Origin of the sequence: Variovorax sp. LjRoot175, from assembly GCF_964253805.1 — a bacterium.
In the GTDB taxonomy this organism is placed as follows: Bacteria; Pseudomonadota; Gammaproteobacteria; order Burkholderiales; family Burkholderiaceae_C; genus Variovorax.
In genome coordinates, this window is sequence record NZ_CAXURY020000001.1 from 1,469,126 (window position 1) to 1,493,157 (window position 24,032).

25 protein-coding genes are annotated in these 24,032 nt (G+C 66.8%); 9 read left to right on the forward strand and 16 right to left on the reverse strand.

The window, feature by feature from the left end; all coding sequences use genetic code 11:
• The first annotated feature begins 1 nt into the window (after position 1).
• From lepB to nagZ, 8 genes are all read left to right on the forward strand, one after another.
• Positions 2 to 973 carry a signal peptidase I gene (gene lepB / locus ACSQ89_RS07350; protein ID WP_093106582.1) on the forward strand — a complete coding sequence of 324 codons (972 nt, stop codon included), beginning with the start codon at positions 2 to 4 and terminating at the stop codon, positions 971 to 973.
• Between the two features lie 29 nt (positions 974 to 1,002).
• The gene (locus ACSQ89_RS07355) at positions 1,003 to 1,362 is read left to right on the forward strand and encodes a DUF4845 domain-containing protein (RefSeq protein ID WP_093106579.1); all 360 of its coding nucleotides are present in this window, start codon (positions 1,003 to 1,005) and stop codon (positions 1,360 to 1,362) included.
• Positions 1,363 to 1,413: 51 nt separating this feature from the next.
• Complete coding sequence (gene rnc / locus ACSQ89_RS07360) at positions 1,414 to 2,115, forward strand: ribonuclease III (protein WP_093106576.1); 702 nt, start codon at positions 1,414 to 1,416, stop codon at positions 2,113 to 2,115.
• Positions 2,112 to 3,080 carry a GTPase Era gene (gene era / locus ACSQ89_RS07365; RefSeq protein WP_126838273.1) on the forward strand — a complete coding sequence of 323 codons (969 nt, stop codon included), beginning with the start codon at positions 2,112 to 2,114 and terminating at the stop codon, positions 3,078 to 3,080. Before rnc ends, era begins: the two co-directional genes overlap by 4 nt.
• A gap of 30 nt (positions 3,081 to 3,110) precedes the next feature.
• Positions 3,111 to 3,884 carry a DNA repair protein RecO gene (recO, locus tag ACSQ89_RS07370; protein ID WP_436292601.1) on the forward strand — a complete coding sequence of 258 codons (774 nt, stop codon included), beginning with the start codon at positions 3,111 to 3,113 and terminating at the stop codon, positions 3,882 to 3,884.
• Positions 3,881 to 4,624 (forward strand): pyridoxine 5'-phosphate synthase, encoded by a 744-nt coding sequence (locus ACSQ89_RS07375; protein WP_093106566.1) that lies wholly within the window; start codon positions 3,881 to 3,883, stop codon positions 4,622 to 4,624. Before recO ends, ACSQ89_RS07375 begins: the two co-directional genes overlap by 4 nt.
• Before the next feature lie 86 nt (positions 4,625 to 4,710).
• Positions 4,711 to 5,106: a holo-ACP synthase gene (acpS, locus tag ACSQ89_RS07380; RefSeq protein WP_436292602.1), complete on the forward strand. Its 396-nt coding sequence runs from the start codon at positions 4,711 to 4,713 to the stop codon at positions 5,104 to 5,106.
• Positions 5,103 to 6,179: a beta-N-acetylhexosaminidase gene (nagZ, locus tag ACSQ89_RS07385; RefSeq protein WP_436292603.1), complete on the forward strand. Its 1,077-nt coding sequence runs from the start codon at positions 5,103 to 5,105 to the stop codon at positions 6,177 to 6,179. The genes acpS and nagZ overlap by 4 nt, the downstream gene beginning before the upstream one ends.
• On the opposite strand, the gene ACSQ89_RS07390 is transcribed toward nagZ, so the two are convergent.
• The 4 genes from ACSQ89_RS07390 to ACSQ89_RS07405 form a co-directional block, all read right to left on the reverse strand.
• Complete coding sequence (locus ACSQ89_RS07390) at positions 6,176 to 6,685, reverse strand: M48 metallopeptidase family protein (protein ID WP_436292604.1); 510 nt, start codon at positions 6,683 to 6,685, stop codon at positions 6,176 to 6,178. The two genes, nagZ and ACSQ89_RS07390, sit on opposite strands and share 4 nt — an antisense overlap.
• Positions 6,682 to 7,935: an Hsp70 family protein gene (locus tag ACSQ89_RS07395; protein ID WP_436292605.1), complete on the reverse strand. Its 1,254-nt coding sequence runs from the start codon at positions 7,933 to 7,935 to the stop codon at positions 6,682 to 6,684. The genes ACSQ89_RS07390 and ACSQ89_RS07395 overlap by 4 nt, the downstream gene beginning before the upstream one ends.
• Positions 7,932 to 9,470: a lysine--tRNA ligase gene (gene lysS, locus ACSQ89_RS07400; RefSeq protein WP_436292606.1), complete on the reverse strand. Its 1,539-nt coding sequence runs from the start codon at positions 9,468 to 9,470 to the stop codon at positions 7,932 to 7,934. The genes ACSQ89_RS07395 and lysS overlap by 4 nt, the downstream gene beginning before the upstream one ends.
• Positions 9,471 to 9,561: 91 nt before the next feature.
• Positions 9,562 to 10,209 (reverse strand): LON peptidase substrate-binding domain-containing protein, encoded by a 648-nt coding sequence (locus tag ACSQ89_RS07405; protein WP_436292607.1) that lies wholly within the window; start codon positions 10,207 to 10,209, stop codon positions 9,562 to 9,564.
• A 49-nt stretch (positions 10,210 to 10,258) separates the two neighbouring features.
• On the opposite strand from ACSQ89_RS07405, the gene ACSQ89_RS07410 reads away from it, so the two are divergent.
• A complete protein-coding gene (locus ACSQ89_RS07410; protein ID WP_093106548.1) occupies positions 10,259 to 10,819 on the forward strand; it encodes a YggT family protein in 561 nt (186 codons plus the stop codon).
• 11 nt (positions 10,820 to 10,830) lie between these two features.
• On the opposite strand, the gene accD is transcribed toward ACSQ89_RS07410, so the two are convergent.
• The 12 genes from accD to ACSQ89_RS07470 all read right to left on the reverse strand — a co-directional run bounded on the left by accD (position 10,831) and on the right by ACSQ89_RS07470 (position 23,985).
• On the reverse strand, positions 10,831 to 11,703 hold the full coding sequence (accD, locus tag ACSQ89_RS07415) for an acetyl-CoA carboxylase, carboxyltransferase subunit beta (RefSeq protein ID WP_093106545.1): 873 nt from the start codon (positions 11,701 to 11,703) through the stop codon (positions 10,831 to 10,833).
• A gap of 23 nt (positions 11,704 to 11,726) precedes the next feature.
• The gene (trpA, locus tag ACSQ89_RS07420) at positions 11,727 to 12,572 is read right to left on the reverse strand and encodes a tryptophan synthase subunit alpha (RefSeq protein WP_093106543.1); all 846 of its coding nucleotides are present in this window, start codon (positions 12,570 to 12,572) and stop codon (positions 11,727 to 11,729) included.
• A complete protein-coding gene (gene trpB / locus ACSQ89_RS07425) occupies positions 12,569 to 13,846 on the reverse strand; it encodes a tryptophan synthase subunit beta (protein ID WP_093106540.1) in 1,278 nt (425 codons plus the stop codon). The genes trpA and trpB overlap by 4 nt, the downstream gene beginning before the upstream one ends.
• Positions 13,847 to 13,897: 51 nt before the next feature.
• A complete protein-coding gene (locus ACSQ89_RS07430; protein ID WP_093106538.1) occupies positions 13,898 to 14,584 on the reverse strand; it encodes a phosphoribosylanthranilate isomerase in 687 nt (228 codons plus the stop codon).
• Positions 14,581 to 15,393 carry a tRNA pseudouridine(38-40) synthase TruA gene (gene truA, locus ACSQ89_RS07435; protein WP_436292608.1) on the reverse strand — a complete coding sequence of 271 codons (813 nt, stop codon included), beginning with the start codon at positions 15,391 to 15,393 and terminating at the stop codon, positions 14,581 to 14,583. The genes ACSQ89_RS07430 and truA overlap by 4 nt, the downstream gene beginning before the upstream one ends.
• A gap of 26 nt (positions 15,394 to 15,419) precedes the next feature.
• On the reverse strand, positions 15,420 to 18,044 hold the full coding sequence (locus ACSQ89_RS07440; protein ID WP_436292609.1) for a FimV/HubP family polar landmark protein: 2,625 nt from the start codon (positions 18,042 to 18,044) through the stop codon (positions 15,420 to 15,422).
• 267 nt (positions 18,045 to 18,311) lie between these two features.
• Complete coding sequence (gene asd / locus ACSQ89_RS07445) at positions 18,312 to 19,454, reverse strand: aspartate-semialdehyde dehydrogenase (protein WP_436292610.1); 1,143 nt, start codon at positions 19,452 to 19,454, stop codon at positions 18,312 to 18,314.
• Positions 19,455 to 19,547: 93 nt separating this feature from the next.
• Positions 19,548 to 20,636: a 3-isopropylmalate dehydrogenase gene (gene leuB / locus ACSQ89_RS07450; RefSeq protein ID WP_436292611.1), complete on the reverse strand. Its 1,089-nt coding sequence runs from the start codon at positions 20,634 to 20,636 to the stop codon at positions 19,548 to 19,550.
• A gap of 27 nt (positions 20,637 to 20,663) precedes the next feature.
• Positions 20,664 to 21,314 carry a 3-isopropylmalate dehydratase small subunit gene (leuD, locus tag ACSQ89_RS07455; RefSeq protein ID WP_093106524.1) on the reverse strand — a complete coding sequence of 217 codons (651 nt, stop codon included), beginning with the start codon at positions 21,312 to 21,314 and terminating at the stop codon, positions 20,664 to 20,666.
• A 13-nt stretch (positions 21,315 to 21,327) separates the two neighbouring features.
• Positions 21,328 to 22,749: a 3-isopropylmalate dehydratase large subunit gene (gene leuC / locus ACSQ89_RS07460; protein ID WP_093106522.1), complete on the reverse strand. Its 1,422-nt coding sequence runs from the start codon at positions 22,747 to 22,749 to the stop codon at positions 21,328 to 21,330.
• Between the two features lie 34 nt (positions 22,750 to 22,783).
• Positions 22,784 to 23,728, reverse strand: coding sequence for a LysR substrate-binding domain-containing protein (locus ACSQ89_RS07465; RefSeq protein WP_436292612.1), 945 nt, complete (start codon positions 23,726 to 23,728; stop codon positions 22,784 to 22,786).
• A gap of 116 nt (positions 23,729 to 23,844) precedes the next feature.
• Complete coding sequence (locus ACSQ89_RS07470) at positions 23,845 to 23,985, reverse strand: entericidin A/B family lipoprotein (RefSeq protein WP_093106516.1); 141 nt, start codon at positions 23,983 to 23,985, stop codon at positions 23,845 to 23,847.
• Positions 23,986 to 24,032: the final 47 nt, after the last annotated feature.

Here is a 24,032-nt window from a genome sequence, read left to right on the forward strand (position 1 = left end):
AATGGCATTCCTCACCTCCCTGATCCTCGCGGCTTTCGTCGGCTATATCGGTGCCTGGTACTTCGGCGCGGTCGAAGGCAACTTTGCGCTGCTGCTGTTCCTGGCCACCGTCGTCACCGGCCTCTACTGGCTGGCGGAGCGCTTCTATTTCCTGCCGAAGCGCCGGCAGGCAGCCGATGCGCTGGATGCATCGCTGGCCCAGCGCCGCGAAGAGCTGGCTCGCCAGGGCATCACGCAGGTCGACACCGTGGACACCAAGGCACGCGAGCGTCTGGTCATGCAGCCGTGGTGGCTCGACTGGACCGCGGGCCTGTTCCCGGTGATCCTGGCCGTGTTCCTGCTGCGTTCCTTCCTGTTCGAACCCTTCAAGATTCCTTCGGGCTCGATGATGCCGACCCTGCTCACCGGCGACCTGATCCTGGTGAACAAGTTCACCTACGGCCTGCGGCTGCCGGTCATCAACACCAAGATGACCGACGGCACGCCGCCGGCGCGCGGTGACGTGATGGTGTTCCGCTACCCGCCCAAGCCGAGCATGGACTACATCAAGCGCGTGATCGGCGTGCCCGGCGACGAGGTGGCCTACCTCAATAAGAAGCTCACCATCAATGGCCAGCCGGTCAACAAGCAGCCGGTGCCCGACTATTTCGACGAGGAGGCGATGCGCTACCTCAAGCAGTATTCCGAGAACCTGGGCGGCAAGGAGCACAGGCTGCTCAACGACGACACTCGACGCGCGGGACTCTCGGAGGTCGAGATCATGGCGTTCCCGAATCAGGAAAATTGCCGCTACAGTGTCGAGGGCGTGGTGTGCAAGGTGCCCGCGGGCCAGTATTTCATGATGGGCGACAACCGCGACAATTCGCTCGACTCGCGCTATTGGGGTTTCGTTCCGGACAAGAACATCGTGGGCAAGGCCTTCTTCGTCTGGATGAATTTCGGCAATCTCAAGCGCATCGGCGGATTCCAATAATCGAGCTTTTCATTCGAGGGATAGAGGGCATGAGAGCAAGAAGTCAATCCAAACGGGGTCAGCGCGGCATCTCGTTCATCGGGCTGCTGTTCGTCGCGGGCGTGCTGGCCTGCCTGGGCGTGGTTGCCGCGCAGGTGATCCCGACCCTGATCGAATACCAGGCGATCGACAAGGCCGCCAACAAGGCCAAGGAAGGCACGACGGTGCCCGAAGTCCGTGCCATCTTCGATCGTGCGCAGGCCATCGACGACTTCAAATCGGTCACCGGCAAGGACCTCGACGTGCAGAAGGTCGGCGACAAGGTCGTGGTGTCTTATTCCTACGAGCGCGAAATTCATCTGTTTGGCCCGGCTTTCCTGCTGCTGAAATACAAGGGCCAGTCCCGCTAGGATGAAACGCCCCCACGCCCACGCCCACGCCGGCCCGGCGTCGACCGCACTGTGAACGAAGGTGGTCTTGCCGCGTTGCAGGCGCGCCTCCAGCATTCGTTCTCGGACGCGCGGCTGCTCCAGCTTGCGCTGACGCATCGCAGCTTTTCGGCCGACCACAACGAGCGGCTCGAGTTCCTGGGCGATTCGGTGCTGAACCTGGCCGTCGCCCACCTTCTCTACGAGCGCCTGTCGGAATTGCCCGAAGGCGATCTCTCCCGCGTGCGGGCCAACCTGGTCAAGCAGGAGACGCTGCACCAACTGGCGCTCAAGCTCGCGCTGTCCCCTCTGCTGCGGCTCGGCGAGGGCGAGGCGCGCTCGGGTGGCCCGAACCGGCCCTCGATCCTGGCCGACGCGCTCGAGGCCCTGATCGGCGCCGTCTACCTCGACGCCGGCTATGGCCCGGCGCAGGCGCTGGTGCGCCGGCTCTACGAATCGGTGGCGATCACGCCGCGCATGGAGGCGGTGGCCAAGGACCCGAAGACCGAATTGCAGGAATGGCTGCAGGGTCAGAAAATGAAGCTGCCGGTCTATCGCGTGGTCGGCACGCTGGGCGCGGCGCACAAACAGACTTTCGATGTCGAATGCGCGGTGCCCGATCTGGGCCTCAGCGAACGCGGCATCGGCGGCTCGCGCCGCGCCGGTGAGCAGGCCGCCGCGGCGGCCATGTTGATCCGGCTCAAGGCGCGCGGCGCGGCAAAGGCACCCCAATGAACGACCCCATCGATTCCATCACCATACCCCCCGCGGAGGGCGAGGACGCCGCGGGGCCGAATCCTTCGCAGCGCTGCGGCCTGGTGGCCATCGTCGGCAAGCCCAACGTCGGCAAGTCGACCTTGCTGAACGCGCTGGTTGGCCAGAAGATCAGCATCACCTCGCGCAAGGCGCAGACCACGCGCCACCGCATCACCGGCATGCGCACGCTGGGGTCGACGCAGTTCGTCTTCGTCGATACGCCTGGCTTCCAGACGCTGCACGCCAACGCGCTCAATCGGTCCCTCAACAAGACGGTGGTGGGCGCGGTGTCGGACGTGGACCTGATCCTGTTCGTGGTGGAAGCCGGCAGCTTCACGCCGGCCGACGAACGCGTGCTCAAGCTGCTCGGCGCCGGCATTCCGACGGTGCTGATCGCCAACAAGCTCGACAACGTGCATCGCCGGGGCGACATCGCGCCTTGGTTGCAGACGATGCAGCAGAAACACGCCTTCGCCGAGTTCGTCCCCATGTCGGCCAAGAACCCGAAGGACATCGAGCGCCTGTTCGGCATTTGCGAAAAGTACCTGCCCGAGCAGGCTTGGTGGTATGCCGAAGACGAACTCACCGATCGCAGCGAACGCTTCCTCGCGAGCGAGCTGGTGCGCGAAAAGCTGTTCCGCCTCACCGGCGACGAGCTGCCCTACACCTCGACCGTCGTGATCGACAAGTTCGAGGAAGAGCCGCCTGCGCGCAAGGGCCAGAAGCGCCTGCTGCGGATCGCCGCCACGATCGTCGTCGAGCGCGACGGCCACAAGGCGATGGTGATCGGCGACAAGGGCGAACGCATCAAGCGCATCGGCACCGAGACGCGGCAGGAGCTCGAGAAGCTGGCGGATGCCAAGGTGTTCCTGGAACTCTGGGTCAAGGTGCGTTCCGGGTGGGCGGACGACGAGGCTCGCGTCCGCTCCTTCGGCTACGAGTGAGTCATCCGTTGGCCAGCGTGGGAGGCTGAGATGGCCGCCGCGCACCGCATTTCGCACGAGCCGGCCTACGTGCTCCACCGCTACGACTGGAGCGAGTCCAGCCTGATCCTCGAGGTCTTCACCCGCCATCACGGCCGCATCGCGCTGGTGGCGAAAGGCGCCAAGCGGCCCAGTTCCAACTTTCGCCCGGTGCTGCTGCCGCTGCAGCCGCTGCAGCTTTCCTACGGCGGCGACGCCGAGATCCGCACGCTCAAGGCCGCCGAATGGATGGGCGGCCACGTGATGCCGACCGGCGAGGCCCTGCTGTCGGGCTACTACCTCAACGAGCTCCTGCTGCGCTTGCTGGCCCGGGACGACGCGCACGAGGCGCTGTTCGACGCCTATGCCGGTGCGGTGCAGGTGCTGGCGGGCGACCATGCGGACGCCCAGGCCGCCACCCAGGCGGCGGCGCTGCGCGCCTTCGAGCTTCTGCTGCTGCGCGAGGTCGGACTGCTGCCGGCGCTCGATGCCCAGACCCTCACGCTGGCGCCGCTGCAGGCCGAGATGCGCTACACCCTGGTGCCCGAAGCGGGCCTGCGCCAGGCTGCCGACGACGAAGCCGCGTTGAGCGGCGCCGAATGGCAGTCCTTGGAGCGCGCGCTCGGGGACCGAGCGCCGTTCCCCGCCACGCTGCGCCTGGTCGCCCTGATGAACGCCGGCACCAACAGTGCCTTGCGCAACCAGCTGCGCACGCTGCTCAACTACCATTGCGGCGTGAGCATGCTGCGCACGCGCCAGATGATGAGAGATTTGCAAGCCCTATGAGCACTTCCCTGTCGATCAATCTCAACAAGGTTGCGCTGGTGCGCAACACCCGGCATCTCGGGATCCCGAGCGTGCTCTTCGCCGCTGCGCTGTGCCTGGACGCCGGCGCGCACGGCATCACCGTGCACCCCAGGCCGGACGAACGCCACATCCGCCCGCGGGACGTGCATGACCTCTCGGGGCTGCTGGCCAAGGACTGGCCGCAGGCCGAGTTCAACATCGAGGGCAACCCTTTCCACAACCTGATGGATTTCGTGCGCGAGCTGCGCCCGCACCAGGCCACTTTCGTGCCCGACAGCGAAACCCAGTCGACCAGCGACCACGGCTGGAATTTTCCTTACGACGCCGAGCGACTGCGCCCACTGATCGCCGAAACCAAGGCGCTGGGCGTTCGCGTGAGCCTGTTCATGGATCCGGAGCCCGACATGATGGCGGCGGCCAAGGCGGCCGGCGCCGATCGCATCGAGCTCTACACCGAAGGCTATGCCTCCTCGCGCGGCACTTCCAGGGCGGATGCCGTGCTGCAACTCTACGTGCAGGCGGCGCGCGCCGCGCAGGCCGCCGGTCTCGAAGTCAACGCCGGTCACGACCTGAGCCGGGACAACCTCACGGAATTCCTGCGGGCCGTGCCCAACGTGCGCGAGGTCTCGATTGGCCATGCCTTCGTTTCGGACGCCTTAGAGCTCGGCTACGCCGCGGCCACCAAGGACTATCTGCGCTGCATCCAAGAGGCTACGTAAATGGGCCCCCACGCTCGTCACTTCGTGTACTCGCTGCCCCCCGAGGGGGCGCTCAGCACCCTTCGGGCGGCCGGGCGGGTGCTGAAATGATTTACGGCATCGGCACCGACATCTGCGACATCCGCCGCATCGAGGCGACCTTCGAGCGCCAGGGCGAGCGTTTCGCGCAGCGTGTGCTGAGCGACGCCGAGCTCGAAGTCTGGCGCGCGCGCAGCGCCCGCTGGCCGAAGCGCGGATTGCGCTACCTGGCCACACGCTTTTCCGCCAAGGAGGCTTTCAGCAAGGCCATCGGCAAGGGCATGCGCATGCCGATGAGCTGGCGGCTGTGCGAGATCGCGAACCAGCGCAGCGGCAAGCCCGTGATCGTGCTCCACGGCGTGCTGAAGGAGTGGTTCGAGGCCGAGCATCTGACGGCGCACGTGACCGTGACCGACGAGACCGACTACGCGGCGAGCTTCGTCGTGGTCGAACGCAAGAAATGACGGCCAACAACGTACTGCATGCCCCGCTGATCATCGACGTCGCGGGCACCGAACTGAACGCGGCCGATCGCCGCCGTCTTGCGCATCCGCTGGTGGGCGGCGTGATCCATTTCGCACGCAACTGGCAGGACCGCGCACAGATGAGCGCCCTCAATGCCGAGATCAAGGCACTCCGGCCCGACATCCTCATTTGCGTCGATCACGAGGGCGGCCGCGTGCAGCGCTTTCGCAGCGACGGCTTCACGCGGCTGCCGTCCATGCGCGTGCTGGGGGAACTTTGGATGAGCGAACCCTTGCGCGCCGCCCAGGTTGCGGTCGCCTGCGGCCATGTGCTTGCGGGCGAGCTCCGCGCCTGCGGCGTCGACTTCAGTTTCACGCCCGTGCTCGATCTGGATTACGGCGAAAGCAGCGTGATCGGCGATCGCAGCTTCCATCGCGATCCGCGCGTCGTCGCGCTGCTCGCGCGAAGCCTGGCGCATGGACTTTTGCAAGCGGGCATGGCCAATTGCGGCAAGCATTTCCCCGGCCATGGTTTCGTCAAGGCCGACTCGCATGTCGCGATTCCAATAGACCGGCGCAGCCTCAAGGCTATCCTGGCCGACGACGCACGCCCCTATGACTGGTTGAACGGCACGCTCGGGGCGGTGATGCCGGCGCACGTGATCTACCCCAAGGTCGATGCCCGGCCCGCAGGTTTTTCGTCGAAATGGCTGCAGCAGATCCTGCGCGCCAAGCTGGGGTTCGATGGCGCCGTGTTCAGCGACGACCTCAGCATGGAGGCCGCACGTCATATCGAGGGCGAGCTGCTGAGCTACACCGAAGCGGCGCTCGCCGCGCTCGAGGCCGGCTGCGACCTCGCGCTGCTGTGCAATCAGAGCGTGAGCGAGAGCACGGTGCTCGACGAAGTGCTCGATGGCTTCGCCGCTGCCCGACGCAGCGGCCGCTGGCAGCCGGATGCGGCCAGCGAGGCGCGCCGGCGCAGCCTCCTGCCACGTGCACCGGCGCTCGATTGGGGCGCGCTCATGCAGTCGCCGGCCTACCGGCGCGCCGCGGCGATGCTTCCGCGTCCCTAGACTTCGGGCGACCAGAGCCGCTGGCCACCGCTTTCGAGGTGCGTCAGATAGAGGCGCAGGTCGAACTCGAGTTGGTGATAGTCCGGCTCCATGTGGGCGCAGAGCTGATAGAAGGCCTTGTCATGCTCGCGCTCCTTCAGGTGCGCCAGCTCGTGCACGACGATCATGCGCAGCCATTCGATCGGCACCTCCTTGAACAGGCTCGCAACCCGGATCTCGCGCTTTGCCTTGAGCTTGCTGCCCTGCACGCGCGAGATGGTCGTGTGGGTGCCGAGCGCGTTGCGGATCACGTGCAGCTTGTTGTCGAAAGCCACCTTGGACAGCGGTTCGGCATTGCGCAGAAACTCGTTCTTGAGGCCGCTCACGTAGTCGTAGAGCGCGCGGTCGGTGCGGATATCGTGCACGCCGCCGTAGCGCTTCAGCAGCAAGTCGCCGAGCCTGCCCTGTGCGACGAGATGCTCGACCTGGGCGCGCAGGTCTGCGGGGTAGGCGGAAAGGTATTTCATGCAGCGGCGTAGGCCAGCCCGGCGGCTACGCCACCGAACAGATCGCCTTCGATGATCTTCGTGCCCGGGAACGCGTGTCGCAGCGCGCTCTGGAACGGGCTCAGCGCCGATGACCCGCCCGTCAGATAGATGGCGTCGAGCGTGTCACCCGTCGCGCCGCCTTGCTTCACGCATTCGCGCGCGCAGGAAACCACGTTGTCGAGCAGCGCTGCCAGGTGCCTGGCCATGCCGTTCGCCGTGAGGGCAGCGCCCAGATCCACCTCCGCGAAGAACAGATCGATGGCCACGTTGTCGTTCGTCGTGGACGTTCGAATCTTGGCTTCTTCCACCTCGCTGGCGATGCGATGCCCTTGCCGGTCCACCAGCACGCTCATGAGCCTGTCGTGCAGCTGCGTGTCGAGGTAGTTGATGCGCAACTCCTGGACCTGCCGGATCGCCTTCGGCGCATAGAGCCAGTTGATCAGGTGCCAGGAAGACAAGTCGAAGAAGGTCCTGCTCGGCACTTCGCGGCCTTGCGGGCCGATGTGCCGGAAACCGAAATGCGGCATCACGCATTCGACGCTGAGCCGCTGGTCGAAATCGGTGCCGCCGATGTGCACGCCCGTGGTGGCCAGCACGTCGCTGGAGCGATCTGCCTTCGCCATGCGTTCGGGACCGAGACGCACCACCGTGAAGTCGGAGGTGCCACCGCCGATGTCGACGATCAGCACCAGCGATTCACGGGTGACGCGCCGCTCGTAATCGAAAGCGGCCGCGATCGGTTCGTACTGAAATCCGACTTCGCCCAGACCGGCGCTTTGCGCGGCTCGGCGCAGCGTGGCCTCCGCCTCGCGGTCGCGCGCGGCATCGTCGTCGACGAAATGCACCGGCCGACCGATCACGACCCGTGCAGGCTCGACGCCGAGCTGCCGCTGGGCGCGCGTCGCAAGTTCCGACAGGAAGAGCGCGATGATTTCCTCGAAGCTGACCCGCTGGTTGTCGATCTCGGTCTGATCCTGCATCAGGGAGCTGCCGAGCAGGCTCTTCAGCGAGCGCATCAAGCGGCCTTCGGTGCCGGCGAGGTAGAGCGAAATCGCTTCGCGCCCGAAATGCGTGCTGCGGTCTTCGGTATTGAAGAAGACGGCCGTCGGGATCGTCGTCGCCGACCCTTCCACCGGCAGCATGCGGGCAAGTCCGCTTCCCGCCACGCAGGCGACCGCGGAATTGGATGTGCCGAAGTCGATGCCGATGACGGGCGCAGGCGTCTTCAAGATTCCCGGCGCAAGGCAGGAAACAGGATCACGTCGCGGATGCTCGGCGAGTCGGTCAGGAGCATCATCAGGCGGTCGATGCCGATGCCGCAGCCGCCGGTGGGCGGCATGCCGTATTCCAGCGCGCGCACGAAGTCGTGGTCGTAGAACATCGCCTCGTCGTCGCCGCTGTCCTTGGCCGTGACCTGCGCATTGAAGCGCGCGGCCTGGTCTTCTGCGTCGTTGAGCTCGCTGAAGCCGTTGCCGAATTCGCGGCCCGTGATGTAGAGCTCGAAGCGCTCCGTCACCTCGGGGCGCTCGTCGTTGGCGCGCGCCAGTGGCGAGATCTCTGTCGGGTGCTCCATGATGAAGGTCGGCTGCCAGAGCTTTTCTTCCACGGTCTCCTCGAAGTACATCACCTGCAGGCTCGCCAGGCTGCGCTGCGAGAGCTTGCCCTTCTCTTCGGTCAGGCCGAGCTTGCGCAGCGCGTTGACCAGCCAGGCGGCGTCGTCGACGTTCGCGCCCGCCTCCGTGTGCTTCAGGATCGCCTCGCGGATCGTGAGCCGCTCGAAGGGTTGGCTCAGGTCGACCGGCTTGCCCTGGTACTCGAGCTCGAGCTTGCCCACGGTCTTCTGCGCGATCGTGCGGATCAGCGTTTCGGTGAAGTCCATCAGGTCGCGGTAGTTCCAGTAGGCCGCGTAGAACTCCATCATCGTGAACTCGGGGTTGTGCCGCACCGAGATGCCTTCGTTGCGGTAGCTCCGGTTGATCTCGAACACGCGCTCGAAGCCGCCGACGATCAGCCGCTTCAGGTAGAGCTCGGGCGCGATGCGCAGGAACATCTCCTGATCGAGCGCGTTGTGGTGCGTCTTGAAGGGCTTGGCGTTGGCGCCGCCCGGGATCGGGTGCAGCATCGGCGTCTCGACCTCGAGGAAGTCGTTGGCCACCATGAATTCGCGCAGCGCGCTCACAGCGCGGCTGCGCGCCGCGAAGCGCTCGCGTGCCGTCTCGTCGGTGATCAGGTCGACGTAGCGCTGGCGGTACTTCTGCTCCTGGTCGGCCATGCCGTGGAACTTGTCGGGCAGCGGCCGCAGGCTCTTGGTCAGCAGGCGCAGCTTCGTGACCTTGACCGAGAGCTCGCCGGTGCGGGTCTTGAAGGCCGAGCCTTCGGCGCCGACGATGTCGCCCAGGTCCCAGTGCTTGAATTCGGCGTAGGCCTCCTCGCCGACGGCGTCGCGCGTGATGTAGAGCTGGATGCGGCCGGTCGCGTCCTGCACGGTCGCGAAGCTGGCCTTGCCCATCACCCGCTTGAGCATCATGCGGCCCGCCACGCTGACAGCGACCGGCGTGGCTTCGAGCACTTCGGCGGCCGTTTCGCCATGCGTTGCAACGAGCGCGGCTGCGCGATCGGCGGGCTTGAAGTCGTTCGGGAACGCGACCCCCTTGCCTTCGGCCTGCGCGGCGCGCAGCGCCTTCAGCTTTTCGCGCCGTTCGGCGATGAGCTGGTTGTCGTCGGTGGCAGGGGCGGGAACGGGGGAGGTCGGAGCGTCGGACATGGAAGAGGAATAGAGGCGCGGGCGGCTGCGCGCGCAACCCGCCATTTTAGCCGGCCGACCCTCGCCCTCGCGCTATGGAATGAAGAGCGGACTACTTGGTGATGCCGGTGCGCCCGAGCAGGTCGCTGACCAGTTCCAGCCGCATGAGCGGGCTGTCGAGCTCCATCAGGCGCTGCTTGAGTTCCGGCTGTACCGGCAGCAGCTCGCACCAGCGGTTGGCCACCCAGCCGCAATCGTCGAAGCGGTAGGGCGGCGTGATCGGCAGCCGGACGTTCTCGTTGCCCTCCATGCGGCGCCGCTCCTCGAGCGTCTGGACCAGGCGGCGCAGCGCTTCGGCCGTCGGCTGCAAGTCCTCGGGGACAGCGAGCGCAACGTCATCGGACACCGCCTCGACATCGGCCGTCCACAGCCCGTGCTTGTGGAGCTCGCTGGAAAGCACGCGAAAGCGGTGCGTGCCCACGCATTCGATCTGCATCAGGCCGGCCTGGGGCGCGTCGAATTCCCGGATGACGGCGAGCGTGCCGAGCGTGGCGAAGCTTTCGGCTTCTGCGCCCGCCCTGCGAACCTCCGAGCCCTGCGTGAGGCTGACCACGCCGAAGGGGGCGCCTGCCTTGTGGCACTTGCCGATCATGTCGAGATAGCGCACCTCGAAGATGCGCAACGGCAAGAGGCCGCCGGGGAACAGCACCGTAGCGAGGGGAAAGAGGGGAAGCGAATGCAGAAGGGGTTGAGTCGTCATCGATGAACCTTGCGTGGCTATCATCGCATTCCGTCCACGACCGCGCGCCATGCTCTACCAGATCCCCTCGTTCCTGCTCGACGTGATCGTCGGCCTCCTCGGCGGCGCCTGCCTGCTGCGTCTCTACATGCAGTACCACCGGGTGCCCTTCGGCAATCCGCTGGGGCGCTTCGTGTTCGCCGTCACCGACTGGATCGTGTTGCCGCTGAGGCGCATCGTGCCTTCGGTCAAGCGCTGGGATCTGGCCAGCGCCGTGGCCGCCTGGCTGCTGGTGATGGCCAAGTTCCTGCTGCTCTGGATGCTGATGGGCAGCCTGGGCCGTTGGGCGATCCTGCCGCTGGTGTCGCTCATCGGCCTGCTGCAACTGGCAGTGTCGGGTCTGACTGCCTTGCTGATCGTCTATGCCGTGCTGTCCTGGGTGCCGAATGCATCGTCGATGCTGCAGGATCTGATCGCGCGGCTGGCCGAACCGCTGGTGCGGCCGCTGCGGCGCTTCATTCCGCTGGTGGGTGGCGTCGACCTGTCGCCGCTCGCCGCCATCGTCCTGCTGCAGGTCGGCGCGATCGTTCTCGGCAGCCTGATGGCCACGGCCTTCGGCCTCGGCCGATAGGCCGGCCGCGCTCAGATCACTGCGTCGGCGGGCTGGCGCAGCAGCATCGCAAGCGTGCTTGCGACGGTCTTGCGCAGCTCGCGGCGGTCGCAAATGAAGTCGATCGCGCCCTTGGTCTGCAGGAACTCGGCGCGCTGGAAGCCTTCAGGCAAGGTCACCCGAACCGTCGACTCGATCACGCGCGGTCCGGCAAAGCCGATCAGCGCCTTGGGCTCGGCGATCACGACGTCGCCCACGAAGGCGAAGCCGGCGCTCACGCCGCCCATCGTCGGATCGGTCAGTACGCTGATGTAGGGCAGGCCCTTCTTGGCCAGGCGCGTGAGCGCGGCGTTGGTCTTGGCCATCTGCATCAGCGAGAGCAGGCCTTCCTGCATGCGCGCACCACCGGTCGCGGTGAAGCAGATGAAGGGAACCTTCTGCTCGATCGCGGTCTCGACGCCGCGCACGAAGCGCTCCCCGACCACGCTGCCCATGCTGCCGCCCATGAAGTCGAACTCGAAGCAGGCGACCACGACGTTGATGCTGTGCACCGAGCCGCCCATGACCACGAGCGCGTCGGTCTCGCCGGTGTTCTCCAGCGCTTCCTTGAGCCGCTCGGGGTACTTGCGGCTGTCCTTGAACTTGAGGGCGTCGACCGGCAGCACTTCCTGGCCGACCTCGTAGCGGCCTTCGGAGTCCAGAAAGGCATCGAGCCGCGCGCGCGCGCCGATGCGGTGATGGTGGCCGCAGCTCGGGCACACGTTCTGGTTGTGCTCGAGGTCCGTCTTGTAGAGAACGGTCTCGCAGCTCGGGCATTTGATCCAGAGCCCTTCGGGCATCTGGCGGCGCTCGCTCGGGTCGGTGGGGGCAATCTTGGGGGGAAGCAGTTTTTCAAGCCAGCTCATGGGGGCTCCTTGTGTTGGCGGGATTATCGGCCAGCCGCGTTCTTGGGCGTGGCGGCCGGCAAGGCGTCGAGCGCCTCGCGGATTTCGGCGAGGAATCTGCGTACCCGCGGCACCACCTGGTCGCGCGGCTGGCCCTCGATCAGCTGGATGATGCGGGTGCCGATCACGACCGCATCGGCCGTGGAGCCGACCGCCTGCGCGCTGCGCGCATCGCGGATGCCGAAGCCCACGCCCACCGGCAGCTTCACGTGCTCGCGGATGCGCGGAATCATCCGTCCGACCGCCTCGGTGTCGAGGTGGCCGGCACCGGTCACGCCCTTGAGTGAGACGTAGTAGACATAGCCGGTGGCGATGCGGCCGACCTGTTCCATGCGCTCGCTGGTGCTGGTCGGGGCCAGCAGGAAGATGAGGTCGATGCCGTGCGCCTGAAGCTCGGCGGCGAAGTCTTCGCATTCCTCGGGCGGGTAATCGACCACCAGCAGGCCGTCCACGCCGGCGGCTGCCGCGTCGCGGATGAAGCTGCCCTTGCCGTGCACGCCGTCGTAGCGCTCGACCGGATTGGCGTAGCCCATCAGCACCACCGGCGTGGCGTCGTTTTTCTGCCGGAAAGCGGCCACCATGGCCAGCACCTGCTTCATGCCGATGCCCAGCGCCAGCGCGGCTTCGCCGGCCGCCTGGATCACCGGCCCGTCGGCCATCGGGTCGGAGAAGGGTACGCCGAGCTCGATCACGTCGGCGCCCGCTTCGACCATGCCGTGCATGAGTTCGGGCGTAATGTCGGCAAAGGGAAAACCGGCCGTGACGTAGGGAATCAAAGCTCTGCGGCCGTCTTTTTGAAGGCCTTCGAAGGTGGCGGCGATGCGGCTCATGCCCGGCCTCCCTTCACGCTCAAACCGCGCATCGATGGCCGGTCGTAGAAGTCGACGCCCGAGAGGTCGGCCACCGTGCCGATGTCCTTGTCGCCGCGGCCCGAGAGGTTGACCAGGATCGACTGGTCGGGGCGCATGGTCTTCGCGAGCTTCATCGCGTAGGCGAACGCGTGGCTCGATTCGAGCGCGGGAATGATGCCTTCGGTGCGGCACAGGTAGTGGAAGGCTTCGAGGGCCTCGGCATCGGTGATGCCCACGTATTCGGCGCGGCCGATGTCGGCCAGGTAGGCATGCTCGGGACCGACACCGGGGTAGTCGAGGCCTGCGCTGATGCTGTGGGTCTCGGTGACCTGGCCGTCCTCGTTCTGCAGCAGGTAGGTGCGGTTGCCGTGCAGCACGCCGGGGCTGCCGCGCAGGATCGAGGCCGCGTGCTTGCCGCTGTCCAGGCCTTCGCCCGCCGCTTCCACCCCGATGAGGCGCGTGTCCGCGAAGGGAATGTAGGGATGGAAGATGCCGATGGCATTGCTGCCGCCGCCCACGCAGGCGACCACCACGTCGGGCTGCCGGCCTTCGGCCTCGCCGGTGATGCCCTGGGCCGCCAGCATGGCGGGCATCTGTTCGATGCACTCGGTGCCGATGACGCTCTGGAAGTCGCGCACCATGGTGGGGTAGGGATGCGGGCCGGCGACGGTGCCGATGATGTAGAAGGTGTTCTCGACGTTGGTGACCCAGTCGCGCATCGCTTCGTTGAGCGCGTCCTTCAGTGTCTTGCTGCCCGATTCCACGGGGACCACGGTCGCCCCGAGCAGGTTCATGCGGTAGACGTTGGGGCTCTGGCGCTTGACGTCCTGGCTTCCCATGTAGACCACGCATTCGAGCCCGTAGCGCGCGCAGATGGTGGCGGTGGCCACGCCGTGCTGGCCGGCGCCGGTTTCGGCGATCACACGCGGCTTGCCCATGCGCTTGGCGAGCATGGCCTGGCCGATGGTGTTGTTGACCTTGTGCGCGCCGGTGTGGTTCAGGTCTTCGCGCTTGAGGTAGATCTGCGCGCCGCCCATTTCGCGGCTGGTGCGCGCGGCGTGGTAGATCGGCGAGGGCCGGCCCACGAAGTGCGCGAGTTCGTGATGGAACTCGGCCTGGAACTGCGGGTCGTCCTTGTACTTCGCGTAGGCGTCGCGCAATTCGTTGATCGCGTGGGTCAGCGTTTCGCTGGCGAAGGTGCCGCCGTAGATGCCGAAATGGCCGCTGGCGTCGGGTTGCTGGTAGGTGTTCATGGTCTCGATCGGTGGGGCCGGCTGCCCCCTTCGATCGAGGTCGGCAGCCAGCTAACTGAGGGCATCGGCCGCACGCACGGCGGCCACGAATTCGCGGATCTTCACGGCGTCCTTGATGCCTTTGGAGGCCTCGACGCCGGAGCTCACGTCAACGGACAGCGACTTGGCTGCCGTGCGCAACTGGCGAATGCCATCGCCCACGTTTGCAGGTGTGAGCCCACCACTCAAGACGAGGTGAGCGTCGACGGCGGGTGGAAGATGTGACCAATCGAATGCCTTGCCGCCACCGCCATAGGCTTCGACATGGGCGTCGAGCAGGATGGCGTGGGCGCGGGAGTAATCGGACGCGTATTTTACGAGGTCGAAGCCCGCTCCGGCCGCGCCCAGCGGAATACGGGCCGCGCGCATGAAGCGGTGGGCGCCGCGGCCGCTGGCTTCCCAGCATTGATCGGGCGTCTCGTCGCCATGGAACTGGGCCATGGAACCCGGGACGCCGGCCAGCGAGGCCGCGGCTTGGGCCACAAGCTCGTTGACGAAAAGCAGCACCGGCGTCATGAAGGGCGGCAGCCGCGAGGCCAGCCGGCTGGCGCGTTCCGCCGTCACCGCGCGGGGGCTGGCCGGATAGAGCACGAAACCCACGGCATCGGCACCGGCATCGACCGCGGCATCCACGTCCTGCTCGCGCGTCAGCCCGCAGATCTTGATTCGCGTGCGCGTGGCGGACGGGGCGGAACTCATGGCGGACCATCATACGCAGCGCCGGTGTTCTGCATCGTCGCCTCCGGCGGAAGCCCCCATCCGGCAGCATAGAGCGGCCCCAGGAAGTAGAGGCCGTTCGGCGAAAAAGTCGGAGCGGCCACTACGCGGCTGCGCGCCTCCAGCACGTCGCGCATCCATTCCGGAGGCGCGTCGCCCCGGCCGATGCGCACCAGGCTGCCCATGATGTTGCGGATCATGTGATGCAGGAAGGCGTCAGCCTCGAACTCGAAGTGCCAGCGGCAGCGATCGGCGTCGCCGTGCCGCGTGATGTCGATGCGCCGCAAATCCTTGACCGGCGAACGCGCCTGGCAGGCCGAGGCGCGAAAGGAGCTGAAATCGTGCCGGCCCACCAGCATCGCAGCCGCGGCACGCATCGCGTCGCCGTCGAGTTCGTACATGGACCAGCCCACGCGGCCCGCATCCAGGCTCGGGCGCACCGGGGACTGCGACAGTACGTACAGGTAGCGCCGGGCGAGCGCGCTGGCGCGGCAGTGGAACTGGTCGGGCACCGGCTGCGCCCATTGCACCGCGATGTCGTCGGGAAGAAAACGGTTGGTGCCCCGCACCCAGGAGAAGGGTGCGCGCTCGACGGAGGTATCGAAGTGCACCACTTGCATCAGGGCATGGACACCAGCATCGGTGCGCCCCGCGCAGAGCGTGGAGATGGGCTGAGCGGCGAAGTGGCCGAGCGCATCTTCCAGCTTGTCCTGAACGGTACGGCGCGATGGCTGGCTCTGCCAGCCGTCGTAGGCTTGACCGTTGTAGCGGATGCCGAGGGCCAGCCTCACCGCGGGATCGGCGGCCGCACGGCCGTTCAGCGCAACTGGCCGAGCAGTTGCTTGGCTTCGGCCTTGACCTCGCCCGAGCCCTCGGAAGCCACTTCCTCGACCAACGAGCGCGCACCTTCGACGTCGCCCAGCGCCTTCAGTTCGCGCGCCAGCGAAAGCTTGATGGCATGCGGGCTTTCGCCGCTGTCCTCGACCGGCTCCAGGCGGCCGCGCTCGGTGTCGGCAGGGCTGCGGCCCGACAGGCCGGCCATCGAACTCATGTCGAATTCGATGAAGCCGGAGTCGCCGGGGAGACCGGCGCGCAGGGTCGCGGGCTGCGTGAACTCCTCCTCCGTGTTCAGCGGCGCGCGTGCCGTGTTCGGCTCCAGCGCGCCGGGCGCGGTGTCGAAGTCGTTGTTGAGATCGATCTTGGCGCTCGAAGCGAGTGGTGCGCTGTACTTGACCAGCGATGGCGCTGCGGCATTCTCAGCCCCGTTGCGCGCGGCCGGAAGGGTGGCGTTGACCGGCGCCGCAGCAGCCGGCGCAGGTGCCGGCGGCTTGCTCAAGTCGAGGTCGAAATCGAGCGGCGCGACGGACGGCACGAAGGCCGGCGGCGGCGCGGCCGCGACAACGGGTTTTGCCACGGGGCTCGTTGCCGGTGCGGGAGCAGGCGGGGTCGCGGTTGCCGCGGCCAGCGTGCCGGCGAAGGCGGCGGTCTCTGCGGCCGAGACGCCGCGACCACCCGATTCGTACAGCGGGTTGCCCGGATCCAGGTCCTTGCCCAGTTCGACCACGCGGTTCCAGTCGGCACCGGTGCCGCCGGTCAGCTTGTGCACGTCGGAGGCCAGCGCTTCGTAGGCGCGCAGGTCGCGCCGCTTGGCGTGGATTTCGAGCAGCTTCAGATGGATGGCAGTGCGCTCCGGGTTGACGCGCAGCGCTTCGCGCAGGATTTCCTCGGCCTGCAGATCGCGTCCATAGGCCAGGTAAACGTCGGCTTCGGCCACCGGATCGACATCACCGGCGTCGAGCTGGCTCGGCGAGTACGACAGCGAGGACACGACCGAGTTGCCGCGGTTCTTGGTGTCCACCGATTCGCCGCCGCTGGCGCCGAAGAAGGAGTCCTTGGGAATGCGGCTCTCGAGGAACACGCTGTCGTTGGCGTCGCGGCGCTTGCGGCCGAGCACGCGGTAGAGCAGGAAGCCGACCAGGAGCGCGATCAGCGCAGCCGCGCCCAGCATGATGGGGTTGTCGAGCAATTCGTCGAAGAAGCTGCGTTCCACCGGCGCAGGTGCAGGTGCGGGCGGCTTGGGCTTGGCGGCGGCCGCTGGGGCAGGCACCGCTGCGGGCGCGGCTGCGGAAGCCGCGGCTTCGGGGGGCGTCGTCGTAGCAGCCGGCGGCGTTGCCGGGGCATCCGCCGCGGCCGTTGCGGCGGGTGCGACAGCGGCCGGCAGGGCGGGGATGGCCGGGCTGGCTGCAGGCGCGGCAGCAGTGGGAGCGGGGGTCGAGCCCGTCGTGGGCGGGGTCGCGGCCGGCGCAGCCGCCGAAGGTGCAGGCGCAACCGGTGCTGGCGCTGCGGCTGGCGCGGTGCTGCCGGCCGTTGTGGGCGATCCGCTCGCGGCCTGCAGCTTGTTCAGTTCGCTGATGTTCTTGGACAGCTCGGCAACGCGCGTGCTGCTGTCCTGGGCTTGGCGGGCCTTGGCCAGCTGTTCTTCGGTCTGCCGGCCGGCGACTGCGCCGCCTTGGGTGATCTTGAGCTTGTCAGCGGCTGCACTTGCGGCGTTGCGATCCTCGACGTTGGCCTGCAGCTTGCCCGAAGCCTGGCGGTCTGCCTCGGCGACGCGCGAAGCCGGTGCGTTCTCGGCCAGGCGCCGGCGGTACTCGCCGAAATCGCGGCTTTGCGCGGTCACGGTGCTCCGGGCTTCGGGGGCCGGCACGCTGCTGGCTTGCGCTGCGCTCGGCACATCGAGCACGGCACCGGCCTTGATGCGGTTGACATTGCCGCCGATGAAAGCGTCGGGATTGGCGCGCAGCAGCGCCACCAGCATCTGGTCGAGCGACACGTCGGCCGATTTGTAAGCGCCAGCGATCTTGCTGGCGGTATCGCCGGGCTGCACGGTCACCTGCTGGTCGCCGCTGCCGGTACGCACCGCGCTGTCGGCTTGCGTCGGGGCTGCCGGGGCCGCAGCGGCGGGCGCGGGGCGTTCGCGGCGGGCCGGGGCCTGCACGACGGCGGGAGCGGTGCGCTGCGAAGGCGCGGTGATCTGCGGTGCAGCTGGGGCGATCGGCGCGGCGGCCGTTGCGGTTCGGCTCTTGGGCGGGTCGAGCAGCACCGTGTAGTCGCGCACGACGCGGCCGGAGTTCCAGGTCGCTTCGAGCAGCAAGTCGATGAAGGGCTCGCTGAGCATGCGATTGCTGCTCAGCCGCACCACATAACGGCCGTCGGCGCGGCGCTGCAGGTTGGTCCGCACATCCGCCAAGGCCGGGTTGTAGGGGACGCCGGCGGCGTTGAATGCGTCCGCCGGGGCAATGCGGACTTTCAGGCCGTCAGCCTCGGCCGCCGTGATTTCGGTGACCTCGATTTCGGCCCTGAGCGGTTCACCCAAGGCCGATTGCACATTGAGCCGCCCGAGCGCCAGGGCGGCCGCGTCGGTGCTGATCGCGCCCAGGGCCAAGGCGACCGCGACGCTGAGAAGTGAGAGCTGGCACCGACCTGAAATCGTCGGAGTCGGGCAAGTGGCCGGGAGGCGGGCCGCAGGCAACGGGTGTCGTGTCATGCTGGTAGGGGGCAGCTCGGCCCAAAAGTGTAAGAGGACGTTAACATCATCACCCCGCACTGACAAGGCGACAGGCCTTATCTACCCAGTGCGCACCAACTTCGGAGCGCTTTCTGCGTTGCGGCACCGCAACGTCGGGCGTCCGGAAGGGCGCCCGACATCGCTTCAAGCCTCGAGCAGGATGCGCAGCATGCGGCGCAGCGGCTCCGCCGCACCCCACAGCAACTGGTCGCCGATGGTAAATGCGCCGACGTATTCGGGGCCCATCGCGAGCTTGCGCACGCGGCCGACCGGGATGCTCATGGTGCCAGTCACTGCGACCGGCGTCAGGTCCTTGAGCGTGGCTTCGCGGTTGTTCGGCACCACCTTGACCCAGTCGTTGTCGGCCGCGATCAGCGCTTCGATGTCGGCGACCGGCACATCCTTCTTGAGCTTGAATGTCAGCGCCTGGCTGTGGCAGCGCATCGCGCCGATGCGCACGCAGAAGCCGTCGACCGGCGTCGCAGCCGTTCCGAAGCCTGCGCCCTGACCGAGGATCTTGTTGGTTTCGGCGCCGGCCTTCCACTCTTCCTTGCTGATGCCGTCGCCGAGATCCTTGTCGATCCAAGGAATCAGGCTGCCGCCGAGTGGTGCGCCGAAGTTGGCCGTCTCGGCCGCGCTCAGCGACTGCTGCTTGGCCAGCACCTTGCGGTCGATCTCGAGGATGGCCGACTTCGGATCGTCCAGGAGCGCGCGCACTTCGCCGTTGATCGAGCCGAACTGCGTGAGCAGCTCGCGCATGTGCTGCGCGCCGCCGCCGGAAGCGGCCTGGTAGGTCATGCTGGTCATCCACTCGACCAGGCCGGCCTTGTAGAGAGCACCCACGCCCATCAGCATGCAGCTCACGGTGCAGTTGCCGCCGATCCAGTTCTTGCCGCCCTTGGCGAGCGCCTTCTGGATCACCGGCAGGTTGACCGGATCGAGCACGATGATCGCGTCATCGTTCATGCGCAGGGTGGAGGCGGCGTCGATCCAGTGGCCGTTCCAGCCCGCGGCGCGCAGCTTGGGAAAGACCGCGCTGGTGTAGTCGCCGCCCTGGGCGGTGATGACGATGTCGCACTTCCGGAGCGCCTCGATGTCGTGCGCGTCCTTCAGCGTGGTCTCGTTCTTGGCCATCGCCGGGGCCTTGCCGCCGGCATTGGAGGTCGAGAAGAAAAGCGGCTCGATCAGTCCGAAGTCGCCTTCGGCCTGCATGCGGTCCATGAGGACCGAGCCGACCATGCCGCGCCAGCCTACGAGACCGACCAGAGGTTGAGTTGCGTTCGCCATTTTCAGTTTGCCCTTGTGAAAAAAAGAAAGTTGTCTTTTCTTTGCGCCCGGCTCGTCAGAGCCGGGGGGAGGGCATGACGAAGCGGGCTGCGGTTAGCCGGTAATCGTCTTTTTGGTGATGGCTGCCACCACGGCGTCGCCCATCTCGCGGGTGCCCACCTTGGTCGTGCCCGCGGACCAGATGTCTGCCGTACGCAAACCCTGGGCCAGCACGTGCTTGACCGCCGACTCGATACGGTCGGCAGCCTCGGGCTGGTTCAGGGAAAAGCGGAGCATCATGGCAGCGGACAGGATTGTAGCCAAAGGATTGGCAACCCCTTTGCCGGCAATGTCGGGCGCGCTGCCGTGGCTGGGTTCGTAGAGGCCCTGGTTGCCGGCGTTGAGCGAGGCCGAGGGCAGCATGCCGATCGAGCCCGTCAGCATGGCGGCCTCGTCGGACAGGATGTCGCCGAACATGTTGCCGGTGACCACCACGTCGAATTTCTTGGGTGCCTTGACCAACTGCATCGCGGCGTTGTCGACGTACATGTGGTCGAGTTCGACGTCGGGGTATTCCTTGCCCACCTCGGTCACGATGTCCTTCCAGAACTGGAAGGTTTCGAGCACGTTGGCCTTGTCGACGCTGGTCACGCGCTTGCTGCGCTTGCGCGCGGCCTGGAAGGCGACGTGGGCGATGCGCTCGACCTCGGGGCGCGAATAGCGCATGGTGTCGAAGGCCTCCTCGGCGCCGGGGAAGTGGCCGTCGACAGCGGTGCGGCGGCCGCGCGGCTGGCCGAAATAGATGTCGCCGGTGAGCTCGCGGATGATCAGGATGTCGAGACCCGCGATCAGCTCGGGCTTCAGGCTCGAGGCGCCGACCAGCTGCTCGTAGCAGATCGCCGGACGCAAGTTGGCGAACAGGCCGAGGTTCTTGCGCAGGCCCAGGATGGCCTGCTCGGGGCGCAGCGAGCGTTCCAGCTTGTCGTACTTCCAGTCGCCGACGGCGCCGAACAGCACGGCATCCGCTTCCTTGGCCAGCTTGAGCGTGGCCTCGGGCAGCGGGTGGCCGTGGGCCTCGTAGGCCGCGCCGCCGACCAGGGCCGATTCCATTTCGAAGGAGAGGTCGAGCGTGTCGAGCACGCGGATGGCCTCGGCGACGATTTCGGTGCCGATGCCGTCACCGGGAAGAACTGCGATTTTCATGAAGTTGTTCTGAAGAAGTGGAAGGGGTCAGGCGATCAGCTGGTGGCTGAGCCAGGGCTTCTGCGCCAGGCGCTCGGCCTCGAAGGCCTTGATCTTGTCTTTGTGGCGCAGCGTCAGGCCGATGTCGTCCAGGCCGTTGATCAGGCAGTACTTGCGGAAGGCCTGGACCTCGAAGGCCAGTTCGCTGCCGTCGGGCTTGACGATCACCTGCCGCTCGAGATCGATGGTGAGGCTGTAGCCCGGGAAGGCGAAGGTCTCGTCGAAGAGCTGGGCGACCTGCGACTCGCTCAGCACGATCGGCAGCAGGCCGTTCTTGAAGCTGTTGTTGAAGAAGATGTCCGCGTAGCTCGGCGCGATGATGGCGCGAAAGCCGTACTGGTCGAGCGCCCACGGTGCATGCTCGCGCGACGAGCCGCAGCCGAAGTTCTGGCGTGCGAGCAGGATCGAGGCGCCCGCATAGCGCGGCTGGTTCAGCACGAAGTCGGGGTTCGGCTTGCGCGACTTCGGATCCTGGCCCGGCTCGCCCGGATCGAGGTAGCGCCAGGCGTCGAACAGGTTGGGGCCGAAACCGGTCTTCCTGATCGACTTCAGGAACTGCTTGGGAATGATCGCGTCGGTGTCGACGTTCTCGCGGTCCATCGGCGCCACGAGGCCCTTGTGCACGGTGAATTTCTGCATGGTGTCTGGCTCCTCAGGCGAATTGGCGGACGTCGACGAAATGGCCGTGCACCGCGGCGGCGGCGGCCATGGCCGGGCTCACCAGGTGGGTGCGGCCGCCGGCACCCTGCCGGCCTTCGAAGTTGCGGTTGCTGGTGGAGGCGCAGCGCTCGCCGGGCTCCAGCCGGTCGGCGTTCATCGCCAGGCACATCGAGCAGCCCGGCTCGCGCCATTCGAAGCCCGCGGCCTTGAAGATCTGGTCCAACCCTTCGCGCTCGGCCTGTTCCTTCACGAGGCCGGAGCCCGGAACGACCATCGCGAGCTTGACGTTCTTGGCGACCTTCTGGCCCAACTTCTTGACCATCGCCGCGGCTTCGCGCATGTCCTCGATGCGGCTGTTGGTGCAGGAGCCGATGAACACCTTGTCGATGAGGATGTCGTTCATCGGCTTGTTCGGCTCCAGACCCATGTAGGTCAGCGCGCGCTCGATGGCGCCGCGCTTGTTGGCGTCCTTTTCCTTGTCCGGATCGGGCACGCGGCCGTCCACCGGCACCACCATCTCGGGTGAGGTGCCCCAGGTGACTTGCGGCTTGATCTGCGCGGCGTCGAGTTCGACCACGGCATCGAAGTGCGCATCGGCGTCAGATTGCAGCGTCTTCCAGTAGGCGACGGCCTGGTCCCATTCGACGCCCGTGGGCGCGAGCGGGCGACCCTTGACGTAGGCGATGGTCTTCTCGTCCACCGCCACCAGCCCGGCGCGCGCACCGGCCTCGATCGCCATGTTGCACACCGTCATGCGGCCTTCCATGCTCAGATCGCGGATCGCCGAGCCGGCGAATTCGATCGTGTAGCCGGTACCGCCGGCGGTGCCGATCTTGCCGATGATGGCCAGCACGATGTCCTTGGCGGTGCAGCCCAGCGCCAGCTTGCCATCCACCTTGACGAGCAGGTTCTTCGCCTTCTTGGCCAGCAGCGTCTGGGTGGCCATCACGTGCTCGACCTCGCTGGTGCCGATGCCGTGCGCGAGCGCGCCGAAGGCGCCGTGCGTGGAGGTGTGCGAATCGCCGCACACCACCGTCATGCCCGGCAGCGTCGCGCCCGACTCGGGGCCGATCACGTGCACGATGCCCTGGCGCTTGCTCAGGAAGGGGAAGAATGCAGCGGCGCCGAACTCCGAGATGTTGCTGTCCAGCGTGGTGATCTGCTCGCGGCTGACGGGATCGGCGATGCCGTCATAGCCGCGCTCCCAGTGCGTGGTCGGCGTGTTGTGGTCGGCCGTGGCCACCACCGAGCTGATGCGCCACAGCTTGCGGCCGGCTTCGCGCAGCCCCTCGAAGGCCTGCGGGCTGGTCACTTCGTGGACCAGGTGGCGGTCGATGTAGAGGATCGAAGTGCCGTCTTCCTCGGTGTGGACGACGTGTTCGTCCCAGAGCTTGTCGTAGAGCGTGCGTGCCATGGTGATGGTCTCTTTCGTGGGGAGGGTGATTGTCTTATGCGGCCAGCTGGTCGGGCGCCGCGGCCGGCGCCTGCAGGTGCTTGACGAGCATGCGCGCCGCGACCGGCAGCGTCGAGAAATCGCGTGCGACCAGGCGGATCTCGCGCGCCGCCCAGGTGTCGTTCAGCGCCACGCTCGTCAAGCCGCGGCCGATGCCGCCTTGCATCAGCTCGAAGGCGCGCAGCGGCATCACGCCGATGCCGAGGCCGTTCTCGATCATTCGGCACATGGCGTCGAGGCCGGTCACGTGAATGCGCAGCTTGATCGTGCGATTGGCGGCCAGTGCGGCCTGGTGCATCGCGACGTAGATCGAGCTGTTGGTGTGCAGGCCGACGTGGTCGACATCGAGCGAGTCCGCGAAATCGATCGCGCGCTGCGCCGCCAGCGGATGGCCGGCGGGCACGATCAGCACCAGCGAATCGTGGCGGTACAGCAGGCTCTGCAGTTCGCTCGTGCCTTCGGGCACGTGGCAGATGCCGAGGTCCGCAGCACCCTCGTGGACCGCACGCACCACCTCGCTGCTGAGGTGCTCTTCCAGGTCGATCTTGATCGCGTCGTGCTCGCGCGTGAAAGCGCCGAGGTCCTCGGGCAGGAACTGCACGATGGCCGAGATGTTGGCGTGCACGCGCACATGGCCGCGCACGCCGTCGGCGTATTCGCTCAGTTCGCCCTGCATCTTCTCGAGGCTGTAGAGCACCGAGCGCGCGTGGTGAAGAAGGCTCTCACCGGCGGGTGTCAGGTCGACGCCGCGCGCATGGCGATAGAGCAGGGGGGTGCCGAGGGTGGCTTCGAGATCCGAGAGCCGCTTGCTGATGGCCGAAGCCGCGATGAATTCGCGCTCCGCCGCGCGTCCGATGCTGCCGAGCTCGCAGACGGCCACGAACAACTGCAGCGACGTAAGGTCGATGCGGCGGGCGAAGCTGCGTTCTGAGGAGGTCATACGGGGCTTGGCATCTCGTATGGAGATGGAGTCCCGTATTTTCCTTCGGTTTCTAAGGAGGAGCCATCGCGATGCGCGATGACATTACTGTCGGCGTGCGATGGGCGAGTGCGTCGTCATTGCTTCTTCTTGCCCGCGTCCTCCATCTTTTCCCCGGCCTTCTGCACGTCTTGGCCGGCACCTCTCCAGGTGTTGCAGCCAGCCAGCGGCACGGAGAGAGTGAATGCAATGGCGACCAATGCGGCAAGTTTCTTCATGGCGGAACTCCTTCGTTGAGGTGCCTTGCAGCCTATTCCCCCCTTGC

What these genes read in the sequence shown, in the direction of transcription:
- lepB (WP_093106582.1), top strand. Translation starts at nt 2, where the DNA reads ATGGCATTCCTCACCTCCCTGATCCTCGCGGCTTTCGTCGGCTATATC.
- ACSQ89_RS07355 (WP_093106579.1), top strand. Translation starts at nt 1,003, where the DNA reads ATGAGAGCAAGAAGTCAATCCAAACGGGGTCAGCGCGGCATCTCGTTC.
- era (WP_126838273.1), top strand. Translation starts at nt 2,112, where the DNA reads ATGAACGACCCCATCGATTCCATCACCATACCCCCCGCGGAGGGCGAG.
- recO (WP_436292601.1), top strand. Translation starts at nt 3,111, where the DNA reads ATGGCCGCCGCGCACCGCATTTCGCACGAGCCGGCCTACGTGCTCCAC.
- ACSQ89_RS07375 (WP_093106566.1), top strand. Translation starts at nt 3,881, where the DNA reads ATGAGCACTTCCCTGTCGATCAATCTCAACAAGGTTGCGCTGGTGCGC.
- acpS (WP_436292602.1), top strand. Translation starts at nt 4,711, where the DNA reads ATGATTTACGGCATCGGCACCGACATCTGCGACATCCGCCGCATCGAG.
- nagZ (WP_436292603.1), top strand. Translation starts at nt 5,103, where the DNA reads ATGACGGCCAACAACGTACTGCATGCCCCGCTGATCATCGACGTCGCG.
- ACSQ89_RS07390 (WP_436292604.1), bottom strand. Translation starts at nt 6,685, where the DNA reads ATGAAATACCTTTCCGCCTACCCCGCAGACCTGCGCGCCCAGGTCGAG.
- lysS (WP_436292606.1), bottom strand. Translation starts at nt 9,470, where the DNA reads ATGTCCGACGCTCCGACCTCCCCCGTTCCCGCCCCTGCCACCGACGAC.
- ACSQ89_RS07405 (WP_436292607.1), bottom strand. Translation starts at nt 10,209, where the DNA reads ATGACGACTCAACCCCTTCTGCATTCGCTTCCCCTCTTTCCCCTCGCT.
- ACSQ89_RS07410 (WP_093106548.1), top strand. Translation starts at nt 10,259, where the DNA reads ATGCTCTACCAGATCCCCTCGTTCCTGCTCGACGTGATCGTCGGCCTC.
- accD (WP_093106545.1), bottom strand. Translation starts at nt 11,703, where the DNA reads ATGAGCTGGCTTGAAAAACTGCTTCCCCCCAAGATTGCCCCCACCGAC.
- trpA (WP_093106543.1), bottom strand. Translation starts at nt 12,572, where the DNA reads ATGAGCCGCATCGCCGCCACCTTCGAAGGCCTTCAAAAAGACGGCCGC.
- trpB (WP_093106540.1), bottom strand. Translation starts at nt 13,846, where the DNA reads ATGAACACCTACCAGCAACCCGACGCCAGCGGCCATTTCGGCATCTAC.
- ACSQ89_RS07430 (WP_093106538.1), bottom strand. Translation starts at nt 14,584, where the DNA reads ATGAGTTCCGCCCCGTCCGCCACGCGCACGCGAATCAAGATCTGCGGG.
- asd (WP_436292610.1), bottom strand. Translation starts at nt 19,454, where the DNA reads ATGGCGAACGCAACTCAACCTCTGGTCGGTCTCGTAGGCTGGCGCGGC.
- leuB (WP_436292611.1), bottom strand. Translation starts at nt 20,636, where the DNA reads ATGAAAATCGCAGTTCTTCCCGGTGACGGCATCGGCACCGAAATCGTC.
- leuD (WP_093106524.1), bottom strand. Translation starts at nt 21,314, where the DNA reads ATGCAGAAATTCACCGTGCACAAGGGCCTCGTGGCGCCGATGGACCGC.
- leuC (WP_093106522.1), bottom strand. Translation starts at nt 22,749, where the DNA reads ATGGCACGCACGCTCTACGACAAGCTCTGGGACGAACACGTCGTCCAC.
- ACSQ89_RS07465 (WP_436292612.1), bottom strand. Translation starts at nt 23,728, where the DNA reads ATGACCTCCTCAGAACGCAGCTTCGCCCGCCGCATCGACCTTACGTCG.
- ACSQ89_RS07470 (WP_093106516.1), bottom strand. Translation starts at nt 23,985, where the DNA reads ATGAAGAAACTTGCCGCATTGGTCGCCATTGCATTCACTCTCTCCGTG.